The following is a 21,904-nucleotide window of genomic DNA, read 5'->3' on the forward strand; positions in this document are numbered from 1 at the left end:
ACGACGTCATGACGGCTCACCACGACTCCGGCCCCTCCGGCTGGGTCCACCGGCTCGCCCCCGCCCCGGCGGACGCGCCGGGCGCGCCCGCCAGCTCGGAGCCCACCCTGACCGAGGCGACCGCCCGGCTCGGCGAGGGACCGGTGGCCTGGGCCGTGCTCGTCGGCACCGAACTGGCCCGCGTCATCACCCGCGAGGTGCCCGAACTCGGCGGTGGGCCCGCCCCCTTCGAAACCCTCCGGATGGGCACCGAAGCGGCCGTCCTGCGGTCGCTGCTCCTGCTGGCCGACCCGGCGGCCGACCGGACCGTCCCCGAGGAATCGCTCCTGGGGGACCGCGAGTTCGCCCGGCGCCGGGTGGGCCTCGACAAGGTGCTGCGCGGCATCCGCGTCGCGCACGCCGCGCTGGCCGGGGCGCTGATGGCCGCCTGCCGGGAACGGGCGGCGCCCGCCGACCGCGCCGAGGAGTTCCTGCGCATCTCCGAGCTGCTCTTCGGCTTCATGGACGAGTTCTCCTCCCGGATGACCACCGAGTACCTGACCGAACACGACCGCTGGCTCGCCAGCGGTGCCGCGGCGCGGGAGGAGACCGTGCGCGCGATCCTCGACGGGCAGCCCGTACGCGAGGACACGGCGCGCGAACTCCTGGCCTACCGCCTGGAGGGCCGCCATCTGGCGCTCGTCGCCTGGTGCGAGAGCCCGGCCGCCGGGGACCTCCAGCGCGCGGCGGCCGACCTGCTGCACCTGCGCGGCTGCTCCTCGGCCCTGATCCTGCCGACCGGCCGGACCACGCTGTGGGCCTGGGGCGACCCGCAGGCCCCGCACCCCGCCGAGGCGCCCCCGGGCGCCACGTACCCCGAGGGCTTCGGCTTCGCGTTCGGCTCCGTACGCCACGGGCTCACCGGATTCCGCCAGTCGCACGAGGACGCCCAGCACGCCGCCCGCGTCATGCGGCTCAACCCCGGCGGCACCGGGCCCGTCGTGGACTACCCGGACGTCGAGCTCCCGGCCCTGCTCTCCGCCGACCTCCCCGCCCTGCGCCGCTTCACCGGCGACGAACTGGGGGCCCTGGCGGCGGACAGCCCGCACGCCGAGCAGCTGCGCCGCACCCTGCGGCTCTACCTGCGCAACGAACGCAGCCTGATGGCGGCCGCGGCCCAGCTGCACGTGGCGCGCAACACCGTCACCTATCGCGTCAAGCGCGCCCAGGAACTCCTCGGGCACGACCTGACGGCCCGGCTGCCCGAGGTGATGGCGGCCCTCGAAGCGGCCAGGGTGCTGGGCCCGGCCGTATTGCTGAAGGCGGACGAAGCGCACGAAGCCTGACCACGCCGCTCGGGCCGACAGCGCTCAGATCAACGGGGTGACCTGCTCCTCGATCCCCAGCAGCGCCCGCCCGTACAGCTCACCGGCGATCGCCGGGTTGATCACCGCGTGCCGGCTGCCGGTCTCCTGGTCCCGCCAGATCCGCTGGAGCGGGCTCGCCTCGGCGAAGCTGCCGGCGCCCTGGACGCTCAGCAGCAGATCCAGCGCCTCGCGGGAGCGCCGCGCCACGTAACCGGTGTCCATCCGGACCCGGGCCCGCGTCTCGAACGGCATGTACTCCCCACGCGCCGCCCAGGAGTCGATGTCGTCGGCGGCCCGCATCAGGTGCAGCCGCGCGGTGTCGATCAGCTGCGCGGCCTCGGCCAGCTGGATCTGCGTGGACGGGGCCTCACTGGCGCGCTCGTAGAAGGTGTACGAGATGCCCTTGCCCTTCGCCAGGGACGCCCGCACCACGTCCATCCCCGCCTGGGCGAGCCCCACCTGCGGGCCCGCCAGGACCAGCGCGAGCACCGGCACCAGCGCCGAGCGGTACAGCGCCTCCTCCGTGTGCTCCGTCGGGTAGTCCCCCCGCACGCCCCGGGTCACCGACAGGATGCGGTGCTCCGGTACGAAGACCTCGTCGGCGACCAGGGTGTTGCTGCCCGTGCCGCGCATCCCGGCGACGTACCAGGTGTCCTCGACCGTCAGCTCGTCCATCGGGATCAGGGCCGCGCCCTGGTCCGTCTGCTGTCCGGAGGCGTCCACGACGGGGATGCCGAGCGACGCCGACTGCGCGTGCAGGCTGCCGGAGGCGAAGCCCCACCGGCCGCTCACGACCAGGCCGCCGTCGACCGCCCGGCAGCTCGCGCTGGGCGCGAGGACGCCGCAGACCCGGGCGTCCGGGTTCTCGCCGAACACCTCCTGCTGGACGCGCTCGGGGTACAGGCCGACCATCCAGTTGCAGACGTTGACCAGGGTCGCCACCCAGGCCGTGGACCCGCAGCCGCGCGCCAGCTCCGACGTCACGTCCAGGAAGGTCCCGAAGTCCGCCTCGTGGCCGCCGAAGCGGCGCGGCACCGTCAGCCGGAACAGCCCCGCGTCGGTCAGCGCCTCGATGTTCTCCTCGGCGACCCGGCGGTCGGCCTCCGTCCGGGCGGCGTTCTCCTTCAGCAGCGGGAGCAGCTGCGTCGCGTGCGCCTTCAGCGCGGTCCGCGAGGTCGGTGCGGTCGTGGTCATGGTGTCCTCCGGGCGTCGTACGGCTCAGACGGCGCACCCCCGGGCAGCTGCCGCGAGGGGGCCCGCTGGTGGGATTGCACGCCCCGTCGGCCCCGCTGTCCCCGGTCCCGGAGCACAGATCCGAGGCCGCTTCCTGCGCTGCCGGACCAGTCCGGCGGTTCTTTGGGCCCGCCGCCAGGACGGGCCCGCCCGGCTTGGCCTCCCGGCCCAGTGCGGCGGGCGGCGGCCCGTGGAATCACTGGAACCAGAGCCCGGACCCGCACCCACCGCAGGAGGCCGCTGTGCCCGCATCCGCTCCGACGGGGACGCCCCCGCCCCTCGCCGCCCCCGCTCCGGCAGCCTTCCGGCACGTCCTGGGCCATGTGCCGACCTCGGTCTGCGTGGTGACCGCCGCGACGGCCGCCGGCCCGGTCGGCGTCACCGTCGGCAGCTTCACCTCCGTGTCGCTGGAACCGCCCCTGGTCGCGTTCTGGGCGGGCGCCGCGTCGGCCAGCGCGGACGCCGTCGTACGGGCAGGGCGGTTCGGCGTCAACGTACTGGCCGAGGACCAGCGGGAGGTGTGCGCGGCCTTCGCGCGGCGGACCCCCGACCGGTTCGCCACCGGCGACTGGGAGTACCCGCCGGACGGGCCGCCCCGCCTCGGCGGTGCGGCGGCCTGGCTCACCTGCGATGTGGAAGGAAGCGTTCCGGCGGGTGACCATGTGATGGTGATCGGCCGCGTCCTGGACCTGGCCGCCGCCGACGGGCCGCGCCGCCCGCTCCTCTTCCACCGGGGCCGGCTGGTCCGCCTCGACCGCGCGCACGCGGTGCACGCGCCCACCCACTCCTTCGGCTGGTGGGACCGCTGACCGCCGCCGACGCCCCCACGGGAGGCCCCATGACGGACACCGAAAGCGTCACGCAGACCGTGCTGCGCGAGCGCCAGGGCCTGTCGTCACATTCCCGTCGTCCGCCCGGCAGACGGGAATGTGACGACAGTCCCTGGGCCCGGGACCGGGGCTGGTGGGACCGGATGCGCGCCTGCTACTGGCCCGACTCCGTGGTGAACCTCAGCTGGTACCGGGGCTCCGGCCCCGGATTCGTGGACGCCTCCGCGCACATGGCCGGGCGCGGCGACGCCAGCGTGCACCGCCTCTCCCCGCCCGCCGTGCGGATCGCGCCGTACCGGGCGCCCTACGCGATCCTCGCGTGCCACCTCGACCGGCGCGGATACCCCGTCTCCGGCGAGCTGCTGGGCGACGACCGCCCGGAGCGGGCCGCCGCCTTCTACGACGACACGCTGAAGTGGCTCGCCGGCTGAAACCGCTCGCCCCCACCGCAAGGAGCACCCCATGACCCCGACCGGACTCATCGACGTCCACGCCCACTTCGTCACCGACGCCTACGCCGACGCCGCCCGCTCCGCCGGGATCACGCACCCCGACGGCATGCCCGGCTGGCCCTCCTGGAGCGTCGAGCAGCACCTCGACCTGATGGACGACGCCGGAATCGCCAGGTCCTACCTGTCGGTCTCCTCGCCCGGCGTGCACTTCGGGGACGACCGCGCGGCCCGCGCCCTGGCCCGGGAGGTCAACGGGTTCGGCGCCCGCGTCCGCGCCGGACACCCGGACCGCTTCGGCCAGTTCGCCTCGCTGCCGCTGCCCGATGTGGAGGGCGCGCTCACCGAGGCCGCGTACGCGCTCGACGTCCTCGGCGCCGACGGGGTCGCCGTGGAGACCAACCACCACGGCCTCTACCTGGGCGATCCCCGCCTCGAACCGCTGTGGGAAGCGCTCGACTCGCGCGGCGCCCTCGTCTTCGTCCACCCCACCTCGCCGCCGCACGCGGACGAGACCGCCCTCGGCCGGCCGCGCCCGATGCTGGAATTCCTCTTCGACACCGCCCGCGCCGCGAGCGACCTGCTGCTGCGCGGGGTGTTCACCCGCCACCCCCGGATCCGCTGGGTGCTGACCCACGGCGGGGGAGCGCTGCCGCTGCTCGCGGACCGCATCGACCTGTTCCGTACGATCACCGGCGGCGACGGACCAAGCGCGGTGGAACAGCTCGGCCGCCTCTGGTACGACATGGCCGGGACGCCGTTCCCCCGCCAGATCCCGGCCCTCGACGCCGCGTTCGGCACCGAGCGCCTGCTGTACGGCAGCGACTACTGCTGGACCCCCGCCGAGGCGGCCCGCGCCCAGATCGCCTCCGTCGACGCGGCCGTCCCGCCCTCCGCCACCGACACCTGGCGCGACCTCACCACCCGTAACGCGCACCGCCTGTTCGCGGTGTGACGGCCGACCCACGACGACGACAGTCAGGAGAGACATGAGCAGGTACGTCGACCCCTCATCGGTCACCGGCCAGGTGCTGGTCAGGGACGTCACCGTGGTGGACCCGCTGGACGGGACCGCCGCCCCCGGGCAGGACGTGCTCACCGAGAACGGCCGGATCACCGCCGTCACGGCCACCGGCGCCCCGCCGGGCGACCGCCCTGTGGTGGACGGACGGGGCCGGTTCGCCGTACCGGCGTACATGGACATGCACCTGCACGCCCTGAACACCCCGGACGACGTCGACGGCAGCTACGCCCTCATGCTCGCCAACGGCATCGCCGGCTTCCGCCAGATGTCGGGCAGCCGGGCGCTCCTGAAGTCCCGGCGCGAGGGCACCCTGCCCAGGCCCACCGGCGCACCGGACCTGAAGGCGACCGCCGGCGACCTCCTCACCCCGTTCAACGCGAGCACGCCCGACGACGCGGTGCGGGCCGTACGGGAACAGCACCGGGACGGCGCCGACTTCGTCAAGGCGGGCATGACCACCCGCGCGACCTTCCTCGCCGCCCTCGGCGAGGCCAACCGGCTCGGCATCCGCCTGGGCGGCCATCTCCCCGCCGACCTCGACCCGCGCGACGCCGCACGCGGCGGGGTCTGGTCGATCGAGCACCTGGGCCCCGGCGTCACCGTCTTCGCCGCCGCCTCCTCCCGCGAGGCCGAGGTACGGGCCCGCAACGCCACCCGCAAGCTCCCGCCGCTCCCCAAGCTGAGGTTCCCCGGCGCCGACCGGCTGGTGACCCGGCTGATCAAGGGCATGGTCGTGAACCCGGCCACCCACACCTCCGAGCACGAGGCCCACGCGTACGCGCTCGCCGACGGCTCGTACGACCAGCGGAAGGCCGAGGAGCTGGCCGCCCTCTTCACCGAGCACACCACCTGGCAGTGCCCCACCCTGATCCGCGTCCACACCCAGCAGTTCGGCGACGCGCCCGAACACACCGGCGACCCGAGGCGCCGCTACATGGCGCCCGGGGAGCTGCGGGCCTGGGACAAGTCGGTACGGAAGTTCGCCCGGCTCCCCGACGTCACCCGCGAGGCCCTGCACCGCCACTGGGCCGCCCAGCTCAGGCTGACCAGGACCTTCGCCGACGCCGGAGTGCCCATGGTCGCCGGCACCGACGCCTGCGGGGCGGCGCACATCATCCCGGGCTTCTCGCTGCACGACGAGTTCGACCTGCTCGCCGAGGCCGGTCTCACCCCGCTGACCATCCTGCGCATGACGACCACCGAACCCGCCCGGTTCCTCGGCGAGGAGGGGACGTCCGGCCGCATCGCCCCCGGAATGCCCGCCGACCTGGTGCTGCTCGACGAGGACCCGTTGACGGACCACACCGCGCTGCGCCGGATCGCCGGGGTGCTGCGGGAGGGCTCCTGGTGGTCCCGCGCCGACCTCGATACCGTGCTGGAACGCGTCGCCGCCGCGCCCGGCGCCCGCTGACCACCGCACCCGTCCGCACCGGCCGGACCGCCCCCGAGCGGGAGGGACACGTACATGACGGAAGCCGACCCCGGGCTCTTCGGGCCCGCATCGGTCACCTGGCAGCTGCACGGCGACCCGATGATGTGGATCGCCGGGGTACGGGCGCTCCATCTCCAGGCGCTCCACCCCCTCGCCGTGCGCGGCGTGATGCAGAACTCCGACTTCCGCGAGGACGCCTGGGGCCGGCTCATGCGCACGGCCGGCTTCGTCGGCACCATCACCTACGGCACCACCGAGGCCGCCGAGAAGGCGGGCGCCCGGGTCCGGAGGATCCACGCCCGCCTGAAGGTCACCGACCCGGCCACCGGGACCGTCCACGGCGTGGACGAGCCCGAGCTGCTGCTCTGGGTGCACTGCGCCGAAGCCGACTCCTACCTCCAGGTCCTGCGCCGCTCCGGCTACCCGCTCACCGCCCGGCAGGCCGACCAGTACCTCGCCGAGCACCGGCACAGCGCCCGGCTCGTCGGACTCGACCCGCGGGACGTGCCCGCGACGACCGCCGAGATGGCCGACTACTTCGCCGGCATCCGGCCCCGGCTCGCCCGCACCCCGGAGGCGCTGGACGTCGACAGCTTCCTGCGCCGCCCGCCCGTGCCCCCGCCGCTCGTCCCCGTACGCGCCCTGCTGTGGCAACGCGTGGCCGCCCTCGCGTACCAGTCGCTGCCGCCGTTCGCCCAGGAGCTGTACGGGAGGACGGCGCCGCCGCCCGCCGCCGTGGACCGCCGGCTGCGCACCGCCGGGGCGCTCCTGCGGGCCGTTCCCGCGCGGCTGCGCTGGCGGCTTCCGCCCGGTCACATCGTGAACGCGATGGCCCGGCTCGGGCCCGGCAGCCGCCCCACCCCGTACACACTGAAGAGGCAGGCAGCCATACTGGACGGACCTGGGAGGGTGCGGCGGCAGCGGGCTGAACGACGGGGGCGGCAACAGGGATGGCGGAAACCAGGCTGATCCAGAGCCGGTACCGGCTGCTCGACCTGATCGGTCGCGGCGGCATGGGCGAGGTGTGGCGGGCCCGCGACGAAGCGCTGGGCCGCCAGGTCGCCGTCAAATGCCTCAAGCCCATGAGCGCCCAGCACGACGAGGACCACACCCGCATCGTCCGTGAGCGCTTCCGCCGCGAGGCCCGGGTCGCCGCCGCCCTCCAGCACCGGGGCGTCACCGTCGTCCACGACTTCGGCGAGTACGAGGGCGTGCTCTACCTCGTGATGGAGCTGCTGGACGGCCGCAACCTCAGCCAGCTCCTGGAGGACAACGCGCAGCACCCGCTGCCCGTGGACGACATCGTGGACATCGCCGAACAGGTCGCGGACGCCCTCGGCTACACCCACCAGCAGGGCATCGTCCACCGCGACCTCAAGCCCGCCAACATCATGCGGCTGTCCGACGGGACGGTGAAGATCTGCGACTTCGGGATCGCCCGGCCGGGCCACGGCATCCCGGTCACCTCACGGCTCACCGGCGTCGGCATCGCCATGGGCACCCCGCACTACATGTCGCCGGAGCAGATCAGCGGCGGCCAGGTCGACCACCGCAGCGACCTCTACTCGCTGGGCTGCGTGCTGTACGAGATTGCGACCGGGGCCCCGCCCTTCGACCTGGAGGATTCCTGGGGCATTCTCGTCGGCCACCGCGACACCCCGCCCGAGCCGCTGCGCTCGCACCGCGCCGAACTGCCCGGGTTCTTCGACCGGGTCGTCCTCGACCTGCTCGCCAAGACCCCCGAGGAGCGCCCGGCCGACGCCCACGACCTCCGCCGCCGCATCGCCGTCGGCCGCACCGGCGAGCAGCCCTCCCTCGGCCCGGCCGGCGAGGCGCCGCCCGCCCCCGTCGCCCTCTCCGGCCGGACGCCCGCCCCCGCCGCCCCGCTGCCCGCCTGGGCGCACACGATGACCGGCGGCCACAGGGCGACGGGAGCGGTGACCCCGCCGGCGCCGCTCGACCACTCGGCGGGCCTCACCCTCGCCTGGACCACCGGAACCGCCCCGCCCGGCCCCCGGGCCCCGAGCCCCAGCCGCAGGGACCGGGCCGAGAACGCGCTGCGCGAGTTCGGCCGCATCGCCGAGGACCGCGCCCGCGCCCTCGGCCCCGAGCACCCCGAAACGCTCGCCGCCCGGCAGCAGATGGCCTACGCGCTCGGCCGCCTCGGCCGGCACACCGAGGCCCACGCACTGCACGCCGCCGTGCTCGCCGCACGGGAGCACGCGCTGGGCCCCGACCACCCCGACACCCTGCGCTGCCGCCACAACCTGGCCTTCAGCCTCAGCAGACTGGGGCGCCTGGAGGACGCGTACCGCATGGCCCACGACGTGGCCGCCGCCCGCGCCCGGGTGCTGGGGGCCGACCACCCGGACACCCTGGTCACGCTCTACGAGGTCGGCTACACGCTGGGCCGGCTCGGCCGCTGGACGGAAGCCCTGCACACGTACCGCCGGGTCGCAGAGGCGCGGACCCGGCTGCTCGGCTCCGACCACCCGGACACCCTCGCCACCCGCTACGAGATCGGCATCAGCCTCGGCCGCCTCGGCCGCAGCGCCGACGCCCTGGAGCTGTACCGCGCGCTCGTCGCCGACCGCACCCGGGTCAACGGCCCCACCGACCCGGAGACCCTCCGCGCCCGCCACGGGCTCGGCGTCAACCTCGGCCGGCTGGCCCGCTGGGACGAGGCCCTGGCCGAGGCGCGGGCGGTGTGCGGGGGCCGGGAACACGTCCTGGGCCCCGACCACCCCGACACCCTCGTCAGCCGCCGCGAGGTCGCCGTCGCGCTCGGCTGGCTGGGCCGCTGGACCGACGCGCTCGCCCTGTACCGGCAGGTCGCCGACGCCCGGACCCGGCTCCTGGGCCCCGCCCACCCCGACACGCTCGCCGGACGCGACGACGAGGCGCACTGCCTCGAACAGCTGGGCCGCGCCCGCGAGGCCGCCGACCTCTACCGCGAGGTGGCGGTGCTCCGGGAGCGCGGTCCCGCACCGCTCTGACGCGGGCCGCGCACACCGGAGCGGGGCGGGCGGCCGGGCCCGCCCGCCCCGCGTCCCGGACGGCCGGTCAGTCGGCCGATGCGGCCCAGCCCTTCGCCTCGATCCGCCGGGCGTCCGACGGGCGGCCCTCGTCGAAGACCGTACGGCCGCCGTCCTCCACCTTGATGGCGTCCACGTACACCCCACGGCCCACGTACAGCTGATCCGTGGTGTAGCGCCACCTCAGCAGCACCCCGGCGCCGCGCACTCCGGCGAGGCCGGCGTCCAGGCGGTGCCAGACCCGGCCCGACCAGCCGGACAGCGAGCCGCCCGGGTGCTCCTCGGGCCGGGGGCGCCCGCCCTGCCCCGTCGGCGCCGTGGTGAACGGGACCGGCTGCCAGGTGGCACCGGCGTCCGTCGAAGCCTCCAGGTACAGGAAATCGGACGCCGGCTCGGTGTCCCACCACAGCGCGCAGCTCAGCCGGGCCCGCGAGGAGGCGAGCGGCAGGGCCGGCAGCGCCAGGGTGGCCGTGGACGCGCTCGCCATCCCGGAGAACCAGGCGGTACGGCCCCGGGCCGGGCGGACCGCGACGGCGCGGGCCATCTGGTTGGCGGTGGCCACGCGCGGCGCGCTGCCGGACCGCCAGTTGCGCACCGGGTGCACCGAGTTGCCCAGCACGATCAGGAACGAGTCCGTGGACGGGTCCAGGACCAGGCTGGTCCCGGTGAAGCCGGTGTGCCCGGCCGTCCGGGGCGTGGCCATGGCGCCCATGTACCAGTGCTGGTAGAGCTCGAAGCCCAGGCCGTGCGCGTCACCGGGGAACGCCGTGTTGAAGTCGGTGAACAGCAGGTCGACGGAGTCCGCCGAGAGGATGCGGGCCCGCCCGTACACCCCGCCGTTGAGCAGGGTGCGCGCCAGGATCGCCAGGTCCCAGGCGCAGGAGAACACCCCGGCGTGCCCGGCGACCCCGTCCAGGCTGAAGGCGTTCTCGTCGTGCACCTCGCCCCAGACCAGGCCGCGGTCGAGCCCGGACCAGGGGAGCCGGGCGTCCTCGGTCGCGGCGATCTTCGGCTTCCAGGAGGCGGGCGGGTTGTACCGGGTGCGCCGCATCCCGAGCGGACCGGTGATCCGCTCGCGCAGCAGGACGTCCAGGGTCTGCCCGGTCAGCTTCTCCAGGACCAGCTGGAGCGAGATCAGGTTGAGGTCGGAGTAGAGGTAGACCGTGCCCGGCGGGTTGGCCGGGACCTCCTTCCACAGCAGCTCCAGCTTCCCTTCCCGGGTCGGCGCGCTGTAGAGCGGGATCCAGGCGGTGAAACCCGAGGTGTGGGTGAGCAGCTGACGGATCGTGATGTCCTGCTTGCCGCCGCCCGCGAACTCCGGCAGATAGGAGGCGACCGTCGCCTCCAGCTCCAGCGTGCCGCGCTCGATCTGCTGCACCGCCAGGATCGAGGTGAACAGCTTCGAGACCGACGCCAGGTCGAAGACCGTGTCCTCGGCCATCGGGATCTGCTGGTCCTCGGGGAACTCCACCCCGGTGTCGGTGGTCTCGTCGTACGCCGAGTAGCGCACCGCCTTGCCGATCGGATGGTGCAGGGCCACCGTGCCGCCCCGCCCCGCGAGGAGCACCGCGCCCGCGTACCACGGGTGCTTCGGCGAGGCTTCCAGGTAGCGCTCCGCCTCGGTGACCAGCTGGTCGAGCGGTTCCCGCAACAGCCCGGCACGGGCGGCCGATCCGCGCCGCAGCGTCGGCTTCGCGCCCCTGCCCTCGTGCATCTGTGACGACCCCGCCCCCGACTCCGTGGCAGACGCCGCGCCCGCGAACGGGATCGGCGCCAGGGCGAGTGCCCCGCCCAGGGCCAGCATCCCACCACCGAGCCTCCGCCGGCTGATCTCCCCGGCCGCCGTGTCCTCCGTCATGCACAACCCCTTCTCGCTGCCTGATCGCGCTGCCTGAAAGTAACTTTCGAAATCTCTTCCGAGCGTGAAACTTCCTGCCGAGCAGAGAGTACTGTCAGGACCCGCTGTGCCGTAGGGGCGGGAGCGGGAAAGAATCTGATGTCGCGTCAGGCCCTTGACCACCGGCCCCCGGCCGCACAGGATCACGCCATGACCGGTGTACGCAGCAGCACAGTCGACGGCGTCCTGACCCGCAGCGCACGGCGCACCCCCGAACGGACCGCCCTGCGCTACGCCGGCCGGACCTGGACCTACCGCGAGCTGGACGAGGCCGTCACCACCGCGGCCGCCGCCCTCACCGAGGGCCACGCGCTGCGCCCGGGGGACCGGGTCGCCGCCTACGCCCACAACTCGGACGCGTATCTGATCGCCTTCCTCGCCTGCGCCCGGGCCGGGCTCGTCCATGTGCCCGTCAACCAGAACCTGACCGGCGAGGACCTGGCGTACATCCTGCGCCAGTCGGCGTGCTCGCTGGTCCTCACCGACCCGGCCCTCGCGGACCGCGTCCCCGAGGGCTTCGCCGTGCGGGTGCTGCGCGACGACGAGGGGTCGCTGCTGGCCGAGCTGGGCACCCCGCGCCCGTTCACCCCCGTACGCGAACCGGCCGCCGACGACCTGGTCCAGCTGCTCTACACCTCCGGGACCACCGCGCTCCCCAAGGGCGCGATGATGACGCACGGCGCCCTCGTCCACGAGTACGTCAGCGCGATCACCGCGCTCGACCTGCGCGCCGGGGACCGGCCCGTCCACGCGCTGCCCCTCTACCACTCGGCGCAGATGCATGTGTTCCTGCTGCCCTACCTCGCGGTGGGCGCCGAGAACACGGTCCTGGACGCACCGGACGCGGCCCGGATCTTCGACCTGGTCGAGTCGGGGCGGGCCGACAGCCTCTTCGCCCCGCCCACCGTCTGGATCGGCCTCGCCAACCATCCCGACTTCGCCGCCCGCGACCTCGGCGGCCTGCGCAAGGCGTACTACGGGGCGTCGATCATGCCCGTCCCCGTGCTGGAACGCCTCCGCGGCCGGCTGCCCGGTCTCGCCTTCTACAACTGCTTCGGGCAGAGCGAGATCGGCCCGCTGGCCACCGTGCTCGGCCCGGACGAGCACGAGGGCCGGATGGACTCCTGCGGCAGGCCCGTCCTCTTCGTGGAGGCGAAGGTGGTCGACGAGGACGGCAAGGACGTCCCCGACGGCACCGCGGGCGAGGTGGTCTACCGCTCGCCCCAGCTGTGCACCGGTTACTGGGACAAGCCGGAGGAGAGCGCGGAGGCGTTCCGGGACGGCTGGTTCCACTCCGGCGACCTCGCCGTCCGGGACGCGGACGGCTACTTCACGGTGGTCGACCGGGTGAAGGACGTCATCAACTCCGGCGGGGTCCTCGTCGCCTCCCGGCAGGTCGAGGACGCCCTCTACACCCACCCCGCCGTCGCCGAGACCGCCGTCGTCGGGCTGCCCGACGAGCGCTGGATCGAGGCCGTCACCGCCGTCGTCGTCCTGAAGGGCGAGGCCACCGAGGAGGAGCTGATCGCGCACGCCCGCGAGCGCCTCGCCCACTTCAAGGCGCCCAAGCGGATCGTGTTCACGGACGCCCTCCCGCGCAACGCCAGCGGCAAGATCCTCAAGCGGGACCTGCGCGACCGCCTCGCCTGACGGCCGCCGGGCCGCCTCTCGGATCGTCCTCCCCGGCCGGAAGGGCGGTTACGGGCGCTCGTCCACGATCCGCCGGAACTTGCCCACCGACCGCTCCAGCGTCTCCGGGTCCAGGATCTCGACGCCCACCGACACCCCGATCCCGTCCTTGACCGCCGCCGCGACCGATGCGGCGGCCGCCGCCCGCTGCTCCGGCGTCGCCCCGGCCCTGGCCTCCGCCCGCACCGTCAGCACATCGAGCCGGCCCTCCCGGGTCAGCCGCAGCTGGAAGTGGGGCGACACCCCCGGGGTACGGAGCACGATCTCCTCGATCTGCGTGGGGAAGAGGTTCACCCCGCGCAAGATGACCAGGTCGTCGCTGCGCCCGGTGACCTTCTCCATCCGCCGGAAGACGCGGGCCGTGCCGGGCAGCAGCCGGGTCAGGTCCCGCGTCCGGTACCGGACGACCGGCATCGCCTCCTTGGTCAGCGAGGTGAACACCAGCTCGCCCCGCTCCCCGTCGGGCAGCACCTCGCCGGTGAACGGGTCGACCACCTCCGGATAGAAGTGGTCCTCCCAGATGTGCAGCCCGTCCTTCGTCTCCACACACTCCTGGGCCACGCCGGGACCCATCACCTCGGACAGGCCGTAGATGTCGACCGCGTCGATCGCGAACCGCTCCTCGATCTCCCGCCGCATCTCCTCCGTCCACGGCTCCGCCCCGAAGATCCCCGCCTTCAGCGAGGTCGTACGAGGATCGACGCCCTGCCGCTCGAACTCGTCCAGGAGGGTCAGCATGTACGAGGGCGTCACCATGATGATGTCGGGCCGGAAGTCCTGGATCAGCTGGACCTGACGGGCCGTCATGCCACCGGACGCCGGAATCACCGTGCAGCCCAGCCGCTCCGCCCCGTAATGCGCCCCGAGGCCGCCGGTGAACAGCCCGTAGCCGTAGGCCACATGGATCTTCTGGCCCGGCCGGCCGCCCGCCGCCCTGATGGACCGGGCGACCACATCGGCCCAGGTCTCCAGGTCCCTGTCGGTGTAGCCGACGACGGTCGGGCGGCCCGTCGTCCCGCTGGAGGCATGGATGCGGCGCACCTGGTCCTCGGGGACCGCGAACATCCCGAACGGGTAGTTGTCCCGCAGATCCGCCTTGGTGGTGAACGGGAAGCGGGCCAGATCGGCGAGCGAGCGGCAGTCCTCCGGCTTCAGCCCCGCCCGGTCGAACGCGGCCCGGTAGTGCGCCACGTTCTCGTAGGCGTGGCGCAGGGTGGCCCGCAGCCGTTCGAGCTGAAGCGCCTCCAGTCCGGTGCGGCTCATCCGTTCCGCCGAGTCCAGCAGAGCCGTCATCTCGGGCCTCCTCGTCCGTGCGCGCCGTGCGGGCGACCGATCATTCGGTCGTTTCCTCCGGGAGCAGTAATTCAGGATCCCGCACCCCCTGGCAAGAGGGGTGACGCATCCGGACCGGACCGCGAGTACGCCCGTACCGAACACGGCTGCGTCACCCGGACGGCCCTGTTTGGATGGGGGCATGCCGACCTTCCACACGTACGACGGAACCCAGCTCGCCTATCACCTCGTGGGGGAGGGGGCACCGCTGATCTGCCTGCCCGGCGGTGCCATGCGGGCGAGCGCCTACCTCGGCACCCTCGGCGGACTCTCCGCCCACCGGCAGCTGGTCCTCCTCGATCTGCGCGGCACCGGCGCCTCCGCCGCCCCCGACGACCCCGCCACCTACCGCTGCGACCGGCAGACCGAGGACGTCGAGGCCCTGCGTGCCCACCTCGGCCTCGAACGCGTCGACCTCCTCGCCCACTCCGCGGCCGGCGAACTCGCCGCCCTCTACGCCGCCCGGTATCCGCACCGGCTGCGCAACCTGGTCCTCGTCGCCCCCACCACCCTCGCCGCCGGCTTCTCCGCCTCGGTGCGCGAGTCCCGCGAGGCGGCCGCCCTGCGCGCGTCGGAACCGTGGTACGAGGACGCGCTCGCCGCCCTGGAGGAGATCTGGGCCGGCCGCATGACCGACGAACTGCGCGCCAGGACAAGGCCGTTCCTGTACGGGCGGTGGGACGCCGACGCCCAGGAGCACGCCGCCGCCTCGCCCGCGCAGATCAACGCCGAGGCCGCCGCCCGGTACGCCGGCGAAGGCGCCTTCGACCCGGCGGCGACCGCCCCCGCCCTGCGCACGCTGGATGCGCCGGTCCTCGTGCTGGCCGGCGAGTACGACACCATCCTGACGCCCGACCGCGCCGCCGGGCTGGCCGCGCTCTTCCCGCACGCCGAGTTCGCCGTGCAGCGCGGCGCCGCGCACTTCCCGTGGATCGACGACGCGGGGGCCTTCGCCCGCATCGTCGAGGCGTTCCTCGACCCGGAGGTGCACACCGTCCGGGCCGGCGGGACGCGGCTCGCGTACCGGGTGTGGGGCGACCCGGCCGCGCCGCCGGTCGTCCTGGCCCACGGCCGGTGCGGCAGCAGCCGCGACTGGGCCCGCATCGCCACCCAACTCGCCGCCACCCACCGGGTGTACGCCTTCGACTTCCGGGGCCACGGCCTCAGCGACTGGCCCGGCCGCTACAGCTTCGAGCTGTTCCGCGACGACCTGCACGGCTTCCTGGAAGCCCGCAACCTCGCCGGTGCCACCGTCGTCGGGCACTCCATGGGCGGAGCCGCCGCCTATCTGCTCGCCGAACGGCACCCCGGGCTGATCGGCCGCCTGGTCATCGAGGAGGCGCCCCCGCTCATCCCGCTCGACCCGCCCCGCCCCGTGCCCCAACGCCCCGACGAGGAGCTGGACTTCGACTGGCCGGTCGTGCCCGCCATCGACGCCCAGCTCAACGACCCGGACCCGGCCGGCCGCGAACTCCTCGGCGAGATCACCGCCCCCACCCTCGTCATCGGCGGCGGCCCGAGCAGCCGGATCGCCCAGGAGGACCTGGCCGGAATGGCCCGCGCCATCCCCGGCGCGGAGTTCGTCACCATCGACGCGGGCCACCTCGTACACACCGAACGACCGGAGGAATTCCTCACCGCCCTCCGGTCGTTCGGGATCTGATCACCGACCTGACGTCACGTCAGCCCCGGTGCAGGAGCGTCACCAGGACGTCGTGCAGCGTCGCCTCGGCGTCCTCGGAGCCCGACTCCGTACGCCAGGCGACGAAGCCGTCGGGGCGCACCAGGACCGCGCCGTCCCGGCCCGTCCCGTGCGCCTCGGCCCAGTCCGCCCCGTCCTCCGGTTCAAGATCGGCGCCCGCGCCGATGCCGTACGCGTCGAGCCGCACGCCCAGTCGTTCGGCGACCCGCTCCGCGGCCCGCCGCCACGCCGCGTCCGCGCCGTCCGCCAGCAGCACGAACGAGCGCTCGTACAGATCCAGGGTCGAGATGCGCTCCCCGTCCCGGCGCACCCAGAGGTGGGGCGCCCTGCTGCCCGGCTCGCCCGTCAGCCGCATCCCCTCCGGGACCACCGGCGCGTCCGGCGCCACGCCCAGCACCGCACCCGCGGTGTAGCGGTAGCCCAGCGCCACGTTCAGCATCCCGCCCCGCTTGCCGCCGCCCACCGAGGGCGGGGGAGCGTAGCCGGGGTGGCTGTGCTCCTCGGACCGCGCCGACGCCCGCTCACTCGTCGCCCGGGCCACCGGCAGCCGCTCCTCCCCGTACGTCTCCAGCAGCCCCCGGCCCGCCTCGCCCCGCAGCACCGCCGCCAGCTTCCACGCCAGGTTGTGCGCGTCCTGGATACCGGTGTTCGAGCCGAAGGCGCCGGTCGGCGACATCTCGTGCGCCGAGTCACCGGCCAGGAACACCCGACCGCGTGAGTAGCGCCCGGCTACCCGCTCCGCCGCGTGCCACGGCGCCTTGCCGGTGATCTCCACATCGAGGTCCGGCGCGCCGACGGCGGTACGGATGTGGCGGGCGCACCGCTCGTCCGTGAAGTCCTCCAGCGTCTCGCCCCGCTCCGGCTGCCACGGGGCGTGGAACACCCACTCCACCTCGTTGTCCACCGGCAGCAGCGCGCCCTCCGCCTCCGGATTCGTCAGATAGCACACGATGAAGCGCCGCTCGCCCAGCACCTCCGCCAGCCCGCGCGACCGGAAGGTGACGCTGACGTTGTGGAACAGGTCGCCGGTCCCCGACTGGCCGATGCGCAACTGCTCGCGGACCGGGCTGCGCGGCCCGTCCGCCGCGACCAGGTAGTCCGCCCGCACCGTCGTGTGCTCACCGGTCTCCCGGTTCTTCAGGGTCGCCGTGACCCCCGAGGCATCCGGGTCGAACGACATCATCTCCGTGGCGAAGCGCAGGTCACCGCCCTGCTCCCGGGCCCGCTCCAGCAGGACCGGCTCCAGGTCGTTCTGACTGCACAGGCACCAGCCCGTCGGGCTGAACCGGGCCAGCGCCCCGCCCGGGTCGATCTCCTTGAACAGCCACTCCTGGTCCTCGCCGGTCAGCGAGCCCGCCTGGAGGATGCCGTGGTTGTCCGCCAGCACCGACGCGGCCGCCCGGATCTCCTCCTCGACACCCGCACGGCGGAACACCTCCATCGTGCGGACGTTGTTGCCGCGGCCACGCGGATGCGTCGAGGTGGCCGCGTGCTTCTCGACCAGCAGGTGCTCGACGCCGAGCCGGCCGAGGAAAAGGGACGCGGACAGACCCACCAGCGAACCGCCCACGATGAGGACCGGTACATGGAGGTCGACGTTCTCGTTCATCAGTTGCTCCAGCTCCGACGCCGTACAGATGCTCTGTCCATGCCCGTGCCGGAGCCGGGTCGGAGCCCTTCGGACGCCTGCTCACCTGAACGGTTCATAAATCTCGCGTCGGGCGGACCAGCGTTTCACGATCGGTCACGGAGACGGCCGGGTCTCCCCGCATTCCTGCCTCCCACCGTCGAAGGAGTTCGCCAGATGACCACCACCCTCTCGGAACGGATCTCACAGTCCGCCTTCGACGGATCCCGGCTGCGCGTCGTGCTGCTGCTGGATCTGCACGACGGCGCCCAGAAGCAGTTCCTGGAGGCGTACGAGCACATGCGCAACCAGGTCGCGTCCATCCCCGGTCACATCAGCGACCAGCTGTGCCAGTCCATCGAGAACCCCTCGCAGTGGCTGATCACCAGCGAGTGGGAGAGCGCCCCGCCGTTCCTCGCCTGGGTGAACAGCGAGGAGCACGTCGCCACCGTGCAGCCCCTGCACAGCTGCGTACGCGACACCAGGTCGCTGCGGTTCAGCGTGCTGCGCGAGACCGGCAAGGGCTTCGAGGCCGTCCCCGACCCGCTCAAGGGCGGCCTCCAGACCTCCCCGCGCCTCGGCGACGGCGTCGTGCGCCACGCGCTCACCTTCACGGTGAAGCCCGGCACCGAGGACATCGTGGCCAAGCTCCTCGCCGACTACGAGTCGCCCCGCTCCCGCGTGGACGACCACACCCGGCTGCGCCGCACCTCGCTCTTCATGCACGGCAACCGCGTGGTGCGCGCCGTCGAGGTCGAGGGCGACCTGATGGCCGCCCTGCGGCACGTCTCCCGCCAGCCCGAGATCCGCGCCGTCGAGGAGGCCATCAACCCCTACCTCGAACAGGACCGGGACCTCGCCGACCCCGACTCCGCCCGGATGTTCTTCACCCGCGCGGCGCTGCCCACCGTGCACCACGTCTCGGCCGGCCGTCACGCCCCCGAGAGCCTGCAGCGGCACGCCGTGTTCTACCAGGCCAAGGAGGGCTGCGGGATGGCCCTGGCCCGCCTCCTGGCCGGCCACGACGAGGAGGCCGCCGACGACACCGGCAGCCCCATCGACAGCAGCACCATCTTCCAGCGCGACGACGTCGTCGTACGCCTCCTGGAGGCGAGCGGCCCGCTCGACGCGCAGCCCGCCCAGGCCCTCGGCATCCACGGCCCCGACAAGGCGGCCCGCCTGGCCCGCCTCCTGGACGGCGAGGCGAACGCCGTCCCCGCCACCGACCAGGACGCCGCGCGCTTCCTCGCCCGGTCCGAGATGCGACTGATCACCGACCGGCGCGCCGCGGATTCCTGAACCGCGCTCCGGCACCCGGGCCCTCGCCCGACCCGTCACCCCACGCGCCCAGCGCCCAGGAGGAGAAGCAGAGATGACCACCCACCGGCCACGCATCGTGGACCTCAGTGAGACCCAGCCCAACACCAGGCGCGGAGGCGACCTGCGCGCCCTGCTCACCCCCACCGCGGTGGGCGCCACCAGCGGCTTCATGGGCCTCGCCCTCGTCGACCCCGGCGACCGCATCGGCGAGCACTACCACCCGTACTCCGAGGAGTTCGTGTACGTCGTGCAGGGGCACCTGGAGGTCGACCTGGACGGGGAGACGCACACCATGCGCCCCGACCAGGGCCTGCTGATCCCCCCGCACGTCCGCCACCGCTTCCGCAACGTCGGCGACACCGAGGCCCGCATGGTCTTCCACCTCGGCCCGCTCGCCCCCCGCCCCGAACTCGGCCACGTCGACACCGAGGTGACCGAGACCGCCGAGCGGGGTGCCCCGCCAGAACGAACCGAGGCCGCGTCATGACCCGGCGCGTGGCGGTCACCGGAGTCGGCGTCGTCGCCCCGGGCGGCATCGGGGCCCCGGCCTTCTGGGACCTGCTCTCCAACGGCCGCACCGCGACCCGGGGCATCACCCTCTTCGACCCGGCGGGCTTCCGCTCCCGGATCGCCGCCGAGTGCGACTTCGACCCGGCGGCCCACGGGCTGGACGACGAGGACACCGCACGCGCGGACCGGTACGTCCAGTTCGCGATGGTGGCCGCCCGCGAGGCGCTCGCCGACGCCGGTCTGGACCCGGAGCGCACCGACCCCTGGCGGATGGGCGTCTCCCTCGGCACCGCGGTCGGCGGAACCACCCGCCTGGAGCACGACTACGTCGCCGTCAGCGAGAAGGGCGCGCGCTGGGACGTCGACCACCGCCGGGCCGGCCCCCACCTGGAACGGGCCTTCTCGCCCAGCTCGCTGGCCTCCGCCGTCGCCGAGCAGGTCGGCGCCCACGGCCCCGTGCAGACCGTCTCCACCGGCTGCACCTCGGGCCTGGACGCCATCGGCTACGCCTTCCACTCCATCGAGGAGGGCCGGGTCGACGTCTGCATAGCCGGTGCGTCGGACTCGCCGATCACCCCGATCACCGTGGCCTGCTTCGACGCGATCAAGGCGACGTCGCCCAACAACGACGACGCGGAGCACGCCTCCCGCCCCTTCGACGCACGCCGCGACGGCTTCGTCATGGGCGAGGGCGGAGCCGTACTCGTCCTGGAGGAGCTGGAACACGCCCGGGCCCGCGGGGCGACGGTGTACTGCGAGATCGCCGGCTACGCCACCTTCGGCAACGCCTACCACATGACCGGGCTCACCCCCGAGGGCCTGGAGATGGCCGAGGCCATCAACCGGGCGCTCGGCCACGGCCGGATCTCCCCGCAGGACATCGACTACGTCAACGCGCACGGGTCGGGCACCAAGCAGAACGACCGGCACGAGACCGCCGCCGTCAAACGGGCCCTCGGCGCGCACGCCCACAAGGTGCCGATGAGCTCCATCAAGTCGATGGTGGGCCACTCCCTCGGCGCGATCGGGGCGATCGAGATCGCCGCCTGCGTCCTGGCCCTGGTCAACCAGACGGTGCCGCCGACGGCCAACTACGAGTCCCCGGACCCGGAGTGCGACCTCGACTACGTGCCGCGCACCGCCCGCCCCTGAAGCTGCGCAGCGTCCTCTCGGTCGGCAGCGGCTTCGGCGGCTTCCAGTCCGCGGTGGCCCTGACCCGAGGGAGGACATGATGAGCACCCGAAAGGCCCGGCGCACCGTTGTCACCGGCATCGGCGTCGTCGCCCCCAACGGCACCAGTACCGAAGCCTTCTGGAAGCGCACCCAGGAAGGCATGAGCGTCCTGGACCGGGTCACCCGCGAAGGCTGCGAGGACCTGCCGCTGCGCGTCGCCGGCGAGGTCCGCGGCTTCGACCCGGTCGCCCTCATCGAGGAGCGCTACCTCGTCCAGACCGACCGGTTCACGCACTTCGCGATGGCCGCCGCCGACATGGCGCTGGACGACGCCCGGCTGGGCCGCGCCGACTACGAGGACCGGCCGTTCGGCGTCGGCGTGGTCACCGCGGCCGGCTCCGGCGGCGGCGAGTTCGGCCAGCGCGAACTGCAACGGCTGTGGGGCCAGGGCTCCACGTATGTCGGCCCCTACCAGTCGATCGCCTGGTTCTACGCGGCGAGCACCGGCCAGATCTCCATCCGCGGCGGCTTCAAGGGCCCGTGCGCGGTGGTGGCCAGTGACGAGGCGGGCGGCCTGGACGCGCTCGCGCACGCCGACCGCTCCGTGCGGCGCGGCACCGACGCGGTCGTGGTCGGCGCGGCGGAGGCCCCGCTCGCGCCGTACTCCGTGGTCTGCCAGCTCGGCTACCGCGACCTGAGCGCGGCCGAGGACCCGACGCGGGCCTACCGCCCCTTCACCTCGGACGCCTGCGGCTTCGTGCCCGCCGAGGGCGGCGCGATGTTCGTGGTCGAGGAGGAGGAGTCGGCCCGCGAGCGCGGCGCCCGGGCCCGGGCGGAGATCGCGGGCCACGCCGCCACCTTCACCACGGCCGCCCACTGGGAGGAGTCCCGCGAGGGCCTTGCCCACGCCATCGAGGGCGCGCTGCGGGAAGCCGGCTGCGCCCCCGAGGAGGTCGACGTCGTCTTCGCGGACGCGCTCGGCTCGCCGGCCGCCGACCGGGCCGAGGCGCTGGCCCTGGCCGACGCGCTCGGCCCGCACAGCCGGCGCGTCCCGGTCACCGCCCCCAAGACCGGCATCGGCCGGGCCTACTGCGGGGGACCGGTCCTGGACGCGGCGGCGGCCGTCCTCGCCATGGAGGACGGCCTCGTCCCGCCCACGCCCAACGTGTTCGACGTCTGCCACGACCTGGACGTCGTCACCGAACGGGCCCGTCCCGCCGAACTGCGCACCGCGCTCGTGCTCAGCCGCGGCCTCATGGGCTCGAACGCGGCCCTGGTGCTCCGGCGCCCCGCGTGAGTCCGTCC

General features: G+C 73.9%; 16 protein-coding genes and 1 pseudogene. 13 read left to right on the forward strand and 4 right to left on the reverse strand.

Annotation, left to right across the window (positions count from 1 at the left end):
* The first annotated feature begins 8 nt into the window (after positions 1–8).
* Positions 9–1,325 carry a PucR family transcriptional regulator gene (locus NEH16_RS29405; protein ID WP_265546024.1) on the forward strand — a complete coding sequence of 439 codons (1,317 nt, stop codon included), beginning with the start codon at positions 9–11 and terminating at the stop codon, positions 1,323–1,325.
* A gap of 24 nt (positions 1,326–1,349) precedes the next feature.
* Here NEH16_RS29405 and NEH16_RS29410 read toward each other — a convergent pair whose 3' ends face one another.
* A complete protein-coding gene (locus tag NEH16_RS29410; RefSeq protein WP_265546025.1) occupies positions 1,350–2,540 on the reverse strand; it encodes an acyl-CoA dehydrogenase family protein in 1,191 nt (396 codons plus the stop codon).
* A 281-nt stretch (positions 2,541–2,821) separates the two neighbouring features.
* On the opposite strand from NEH16_RS29410, the gene NEH16_RS29415 reads away from it, so the two are divergent.
* The 6 genes from NEH16_RS29415 to NEH16_RS29440 are packed head-to-tail and all read left to right on the forward strand — an operon-like array spanning position 2,822 to position 9,310.
* Positions 2,822–3,388, forward strand: coding sequence for a flavin reductase family protein (locus tag NEH16_RS29415; RefSeq protein WP_265546027.1), 567 nt, complete (start codon positions 2,822–2,824; stop codon positions 3,386–3,388).
* 29 nt (positions 3,389–3,417) lie between these two features.
* On the forward strand, positions 3,418–3,840 hold the full coding sequence (locus tag NEH16_RS29420; protein WP_265546029.1) for a hypothetical protein: 423 nt from the start codon (positions 3,418–3,420) through the stop codon (positions 3,838–3,840).
* A 31-nt stretch (positions 3,841–3,871) separates the two neighbouring features.
* The gene (locus NEH16_RS29425; protein WP_265546031.1) at positions 3,872–4,813 is read left to right on the forward strand and encodes an amidohydrolase family protein; all 942 of its coding nucleotides are present in this window, start codon (positions 3,872–3,874) and stop codon (positions 4,811–4,813) included.
* A gap of 34 nt (positions 4,814–4,847) precedes the next feature.
* Positions 4,848–6,293 (forward strand): amidohydrolase family protein, encoded by a 1,446-nt coding sequence (locus tag NEH16_RS29430; RefSeq protein WP_265546032.1) that lies wholly within the window; start codon positions 4,848–4,850, stop codon positions 6,291–6,293.
* 54 nt (positions 6,294–6,347) lie between these two features.
* Positions 6,348–7,283 carry an oxygenase MpaB family protein gene (locus NEH16_RS29435; protein ID WP_265546033.1) on the forward strand — a complete coding sequence of 312 codons (936 nt, stop codon included), beginning with the start codon at positions 6,348–6,350 and terminating at the stop codon, positions 7,281–7,283.
* Positions 7,265–9,310: a serine/threonine-protein kinase gene (locus NEH16_RS29440; protein WP_265546034.1), complete on the forward strand. Its 2,046-nt coding sequence runs from the start codon at positions 7,265–7,267 to the stop codon at positions 9,308–9,310. The genes NEH16_RS29435 and NEH16_RS29440 overlap by 19 nt, the downstream gene beginning before the upstream one ends.
* Before the next feature lie 67 nt (positions 9,311–9,377).
* Here NEH16_RS29440 and NEH16_RS29445 read toward each other — a convergent pair whose 3' ends face one another.
* On the reverse strand, positions 9,378–11,207 hold the full coding sequence (locus NEH16_RS29445) for a serine hydrolase (protein ID WP_265546036.1): 1,830 nt from the start codon (positions 11,205–11,207) through the stop codon (positions 9,378–9,380).
* A gap of 189 nt (positions 11,208–11,396) precedes the next feature.
* Between NEH16_RS29445 and NEH16_RS29450 the strand changes: the two genes are divergently transcribed.
* The gene (locus tag NEH16_RS29450; RefSeq protein WP_265546038.1) at positions 11,397–12,896 is read left to right on the forward strand and encodes an acyl-CoA synthetase; all 1,500 of its coding nucleotides are present in this window, start codon (positions 11,397–11,399) and stop codon (positions 12,894–12,896) included.
* 48 nt (positions 12,897–12,944) lie between these two features.
* Here NEH16_RS29450 and paaK read toward each other — a convergent pair whose 3' ends face one another.
* Positions 12,945–14,228: a phenylacetate--CoA ligase PaaK gene (paaK, locus tag NEH16_RS29455; RefSeq protein WP_265546040.1), complete on the reverse strand. Its 1,284-nt coding sequence runs from the start codon at positions 14,226–14,228 to the stop codon at positions 12,945–12,947.
* A gap of 181 nt (positions 14,229–14,409) precedes the next feature.
* On the opposite strand from paaK, the gene NEH16_RS29460 reads away from it, so the two are divergent.
* A complete protein-coding gene (locus NEH16_RS29460) occupies positions 14,410–15,930 on the forward strand; it encodes an alpha/beta fold hydrolase (RefSeq protein WP_265546042.1) in 1,521 nt (506 codons plus the stop codon).
* 19 nt (positions 15,931–15,949) lie between these two features.
* On the opposite strand, the gene NEH16_RS29465 is transcribed toward NEH16_RS29460, so the two are convergent.
* Positions 15,950–17,578 carry an FAD-dependent oxidoreductase gene (locus NEH16_RS29465; protein WP_265546044.1) on the reverse strand — a complete coding sequence of 543 codons (1,629 nt, stop codon included), beginning with the start codon at positions 17,576–17,578 and terminating at the stop codon, positions 15,950–15,952.
* 195 nt (positions 17,579–17,773) lie between these two features.
* Here NEH16_RS29465 and NEH16_RS29470 point away from each other — a divergent pair, with 195 nt between their 5' ends.
* From NEH16_RS29470 to NEH16_RS29485, 4 genes and pseudogenes are all read left to right on the forward strand, one after another.
* Positions 17,774–18,895 (forward strand): SchA/CurD-like domain-containing protein, encoded by a 1,122-nt coding sequence (locus NEH16_RS29470; protein WP_265546045.1) that lies wholly within the window; start codon positions 17,774–17,776, stop codon positions 18,893–18,895.
* 73 nt (positions 18,896–18,968) lie between these two features.
* Positions 18,969–19,403: a cupin domain-containing protein gene (locus tag NEH16_RS29475; RefSeq protein ID WP_018102923.1), complete on the forward strand. Its 435-nt coding sequence runs from the start codon at positions 18,969–18,971 to the stop codon at positions 19,401–19,403.
* Positions 19,400–20,658 (forward strand): annotated as a pseudogene (locus NEH16_RS29480) (beta-ketoacyl-[acyl-carrier-protein] synthase family protein). Before NEH16_RS29475 ends, NEH16_RS29480 begins: the two are co-directional and overlap by 4 nt.
* Positions 20,658–21,896: a beta-ketoacyl synthase N-terminal-like domain-containing protein gene (locus tag NEH16_RS29485; protein ID WP_073969086.1), complete on the forward strand. Its 1,239-nt coding sequence runs from the start codon at positions 20,658–20,660 to the stop codon at positions 21,894–21,896. Before NEH16_RS29480 ends, NEH16_RS29485 begins: the two are co-directional and overlap by 1 nt.
* The last annotated feature ends 8 nt before the right edge of the window (positions 21,897–21,904 follow it).

Origin of the sequence: Streptomyces drozdowiczii (genome assembly GCF_026167665.1) — a bacterium.
Classification (GTDB): Bacteria; Actinomycetota; Actinomycetes; order Streptomycetales; family Streptomycetaceae; genus Streptomyces; species Streptomyces drozdowiczii_A.

Bases quoted from the DNA above. Each gene is read 5' to 3' on its own strand.
- NEH16_RS29405 (WP_265546024.1), top strand. From the start codon at position 9: ATGACGGCTCACCACGACTCCGGCCCCTCCGGCTGGGTCCACCGGCTC.
- NEH16_RS29410 (WP_265546025.1), bottom strand. From the start codon at position 2,540: ATGACCACGACCGCACCGACCTCGCGGACCGCGCTGAAGGCGCACGCG.
- NEH16_RS29420 (WP_265546029.1), top strand. From the start codon at position 3,418: ATGACGGACACCGAAAGCGTCACGCAGACCGTGCTGCGCGAGCGCCAG.
- NEH16_RS29425 (WP_265546031.1), top strand. From the start codon at position 3,872: ATGACCCCGACCGGACTCATCGACGTCCACGCCCACTTCGTCACCGAC.
- NEH16_RS29430 (WP_265546032.1), top strand. From the start codon at position 4,848: ATGAGCAGGTACGTCGACCCCTCATCGGTCACCGGCCAGGTGCTGGTC.
- NEH16_RS29435 (WP_265546033.1), top strand. From the start codon at position 6,348: ATGACGGAAGCCGACCCCGGGCTCTTCGGGCCCGCATCGGTCACCTGG.
- NEH16_RS29440 (WP_265546034.1), top strand. From the start codon at position 7,265: ATGGCGGAAACCAGGCTGATCCAGAGCCGGTACCGGCTGCTCGACCTG.
- NEH16_RS29445 (WP_265546036.1), bottom strand. From the start codon at position 11,207: ATGACGGAGGACACGGCGGCCGGGGAGATCAGCCGGCGGAGGCTCGGT.
- NEH16_RS29450 (WP_265546038.1), top strand. From the start codon at position 11,397: ATGACCGGTGTACGCAGCAGCACAGTCGACGGCGTCCTGACCCGCAGC.
- paaK (WP_265546040.1), bottom strand. From the start codon at position 14,228: ATGACGGCTCTGCTGGACTCGGCGGAACGGATGAGCCGCACCGGACTG.
- NEH16_RS29460 (WP_265546042.1), top strand. From the start codon at position 14,410: ATGCCGACCTTCCACACGTACGACGGAACCCAGCTCGCCTATCACCTC.
- NEH16_RS29465 (WP_265546044.1), bottom strand. From the start codon at position 17,578: ATGAACGAGAACGTCGACCTCCATGTACCGGTCCTCATCGTGGGCGGT.
- NEH16_RS29470 (WP_265546045.1), top strand. From the start codon at position 17,774: ATGACCACCACCCTCTCGGAACGGATCTCACAGTCCGCCTTCGACGGA.
- NEH16_RS29475 (WP_018102923.1), top strand. From the start codon at position 18,969: ATGACCACCCACCGGCCACGCATCGTGGACCTCAGTGAGACCCAGCCC.
- NEH16_RS29485 (WP_073969086.1), top strand. From the start codon at position 20,658: ATGAGCACCCGAAAGGCCCGGCGCACCGTTGTCACCGGCATCGGCGTC.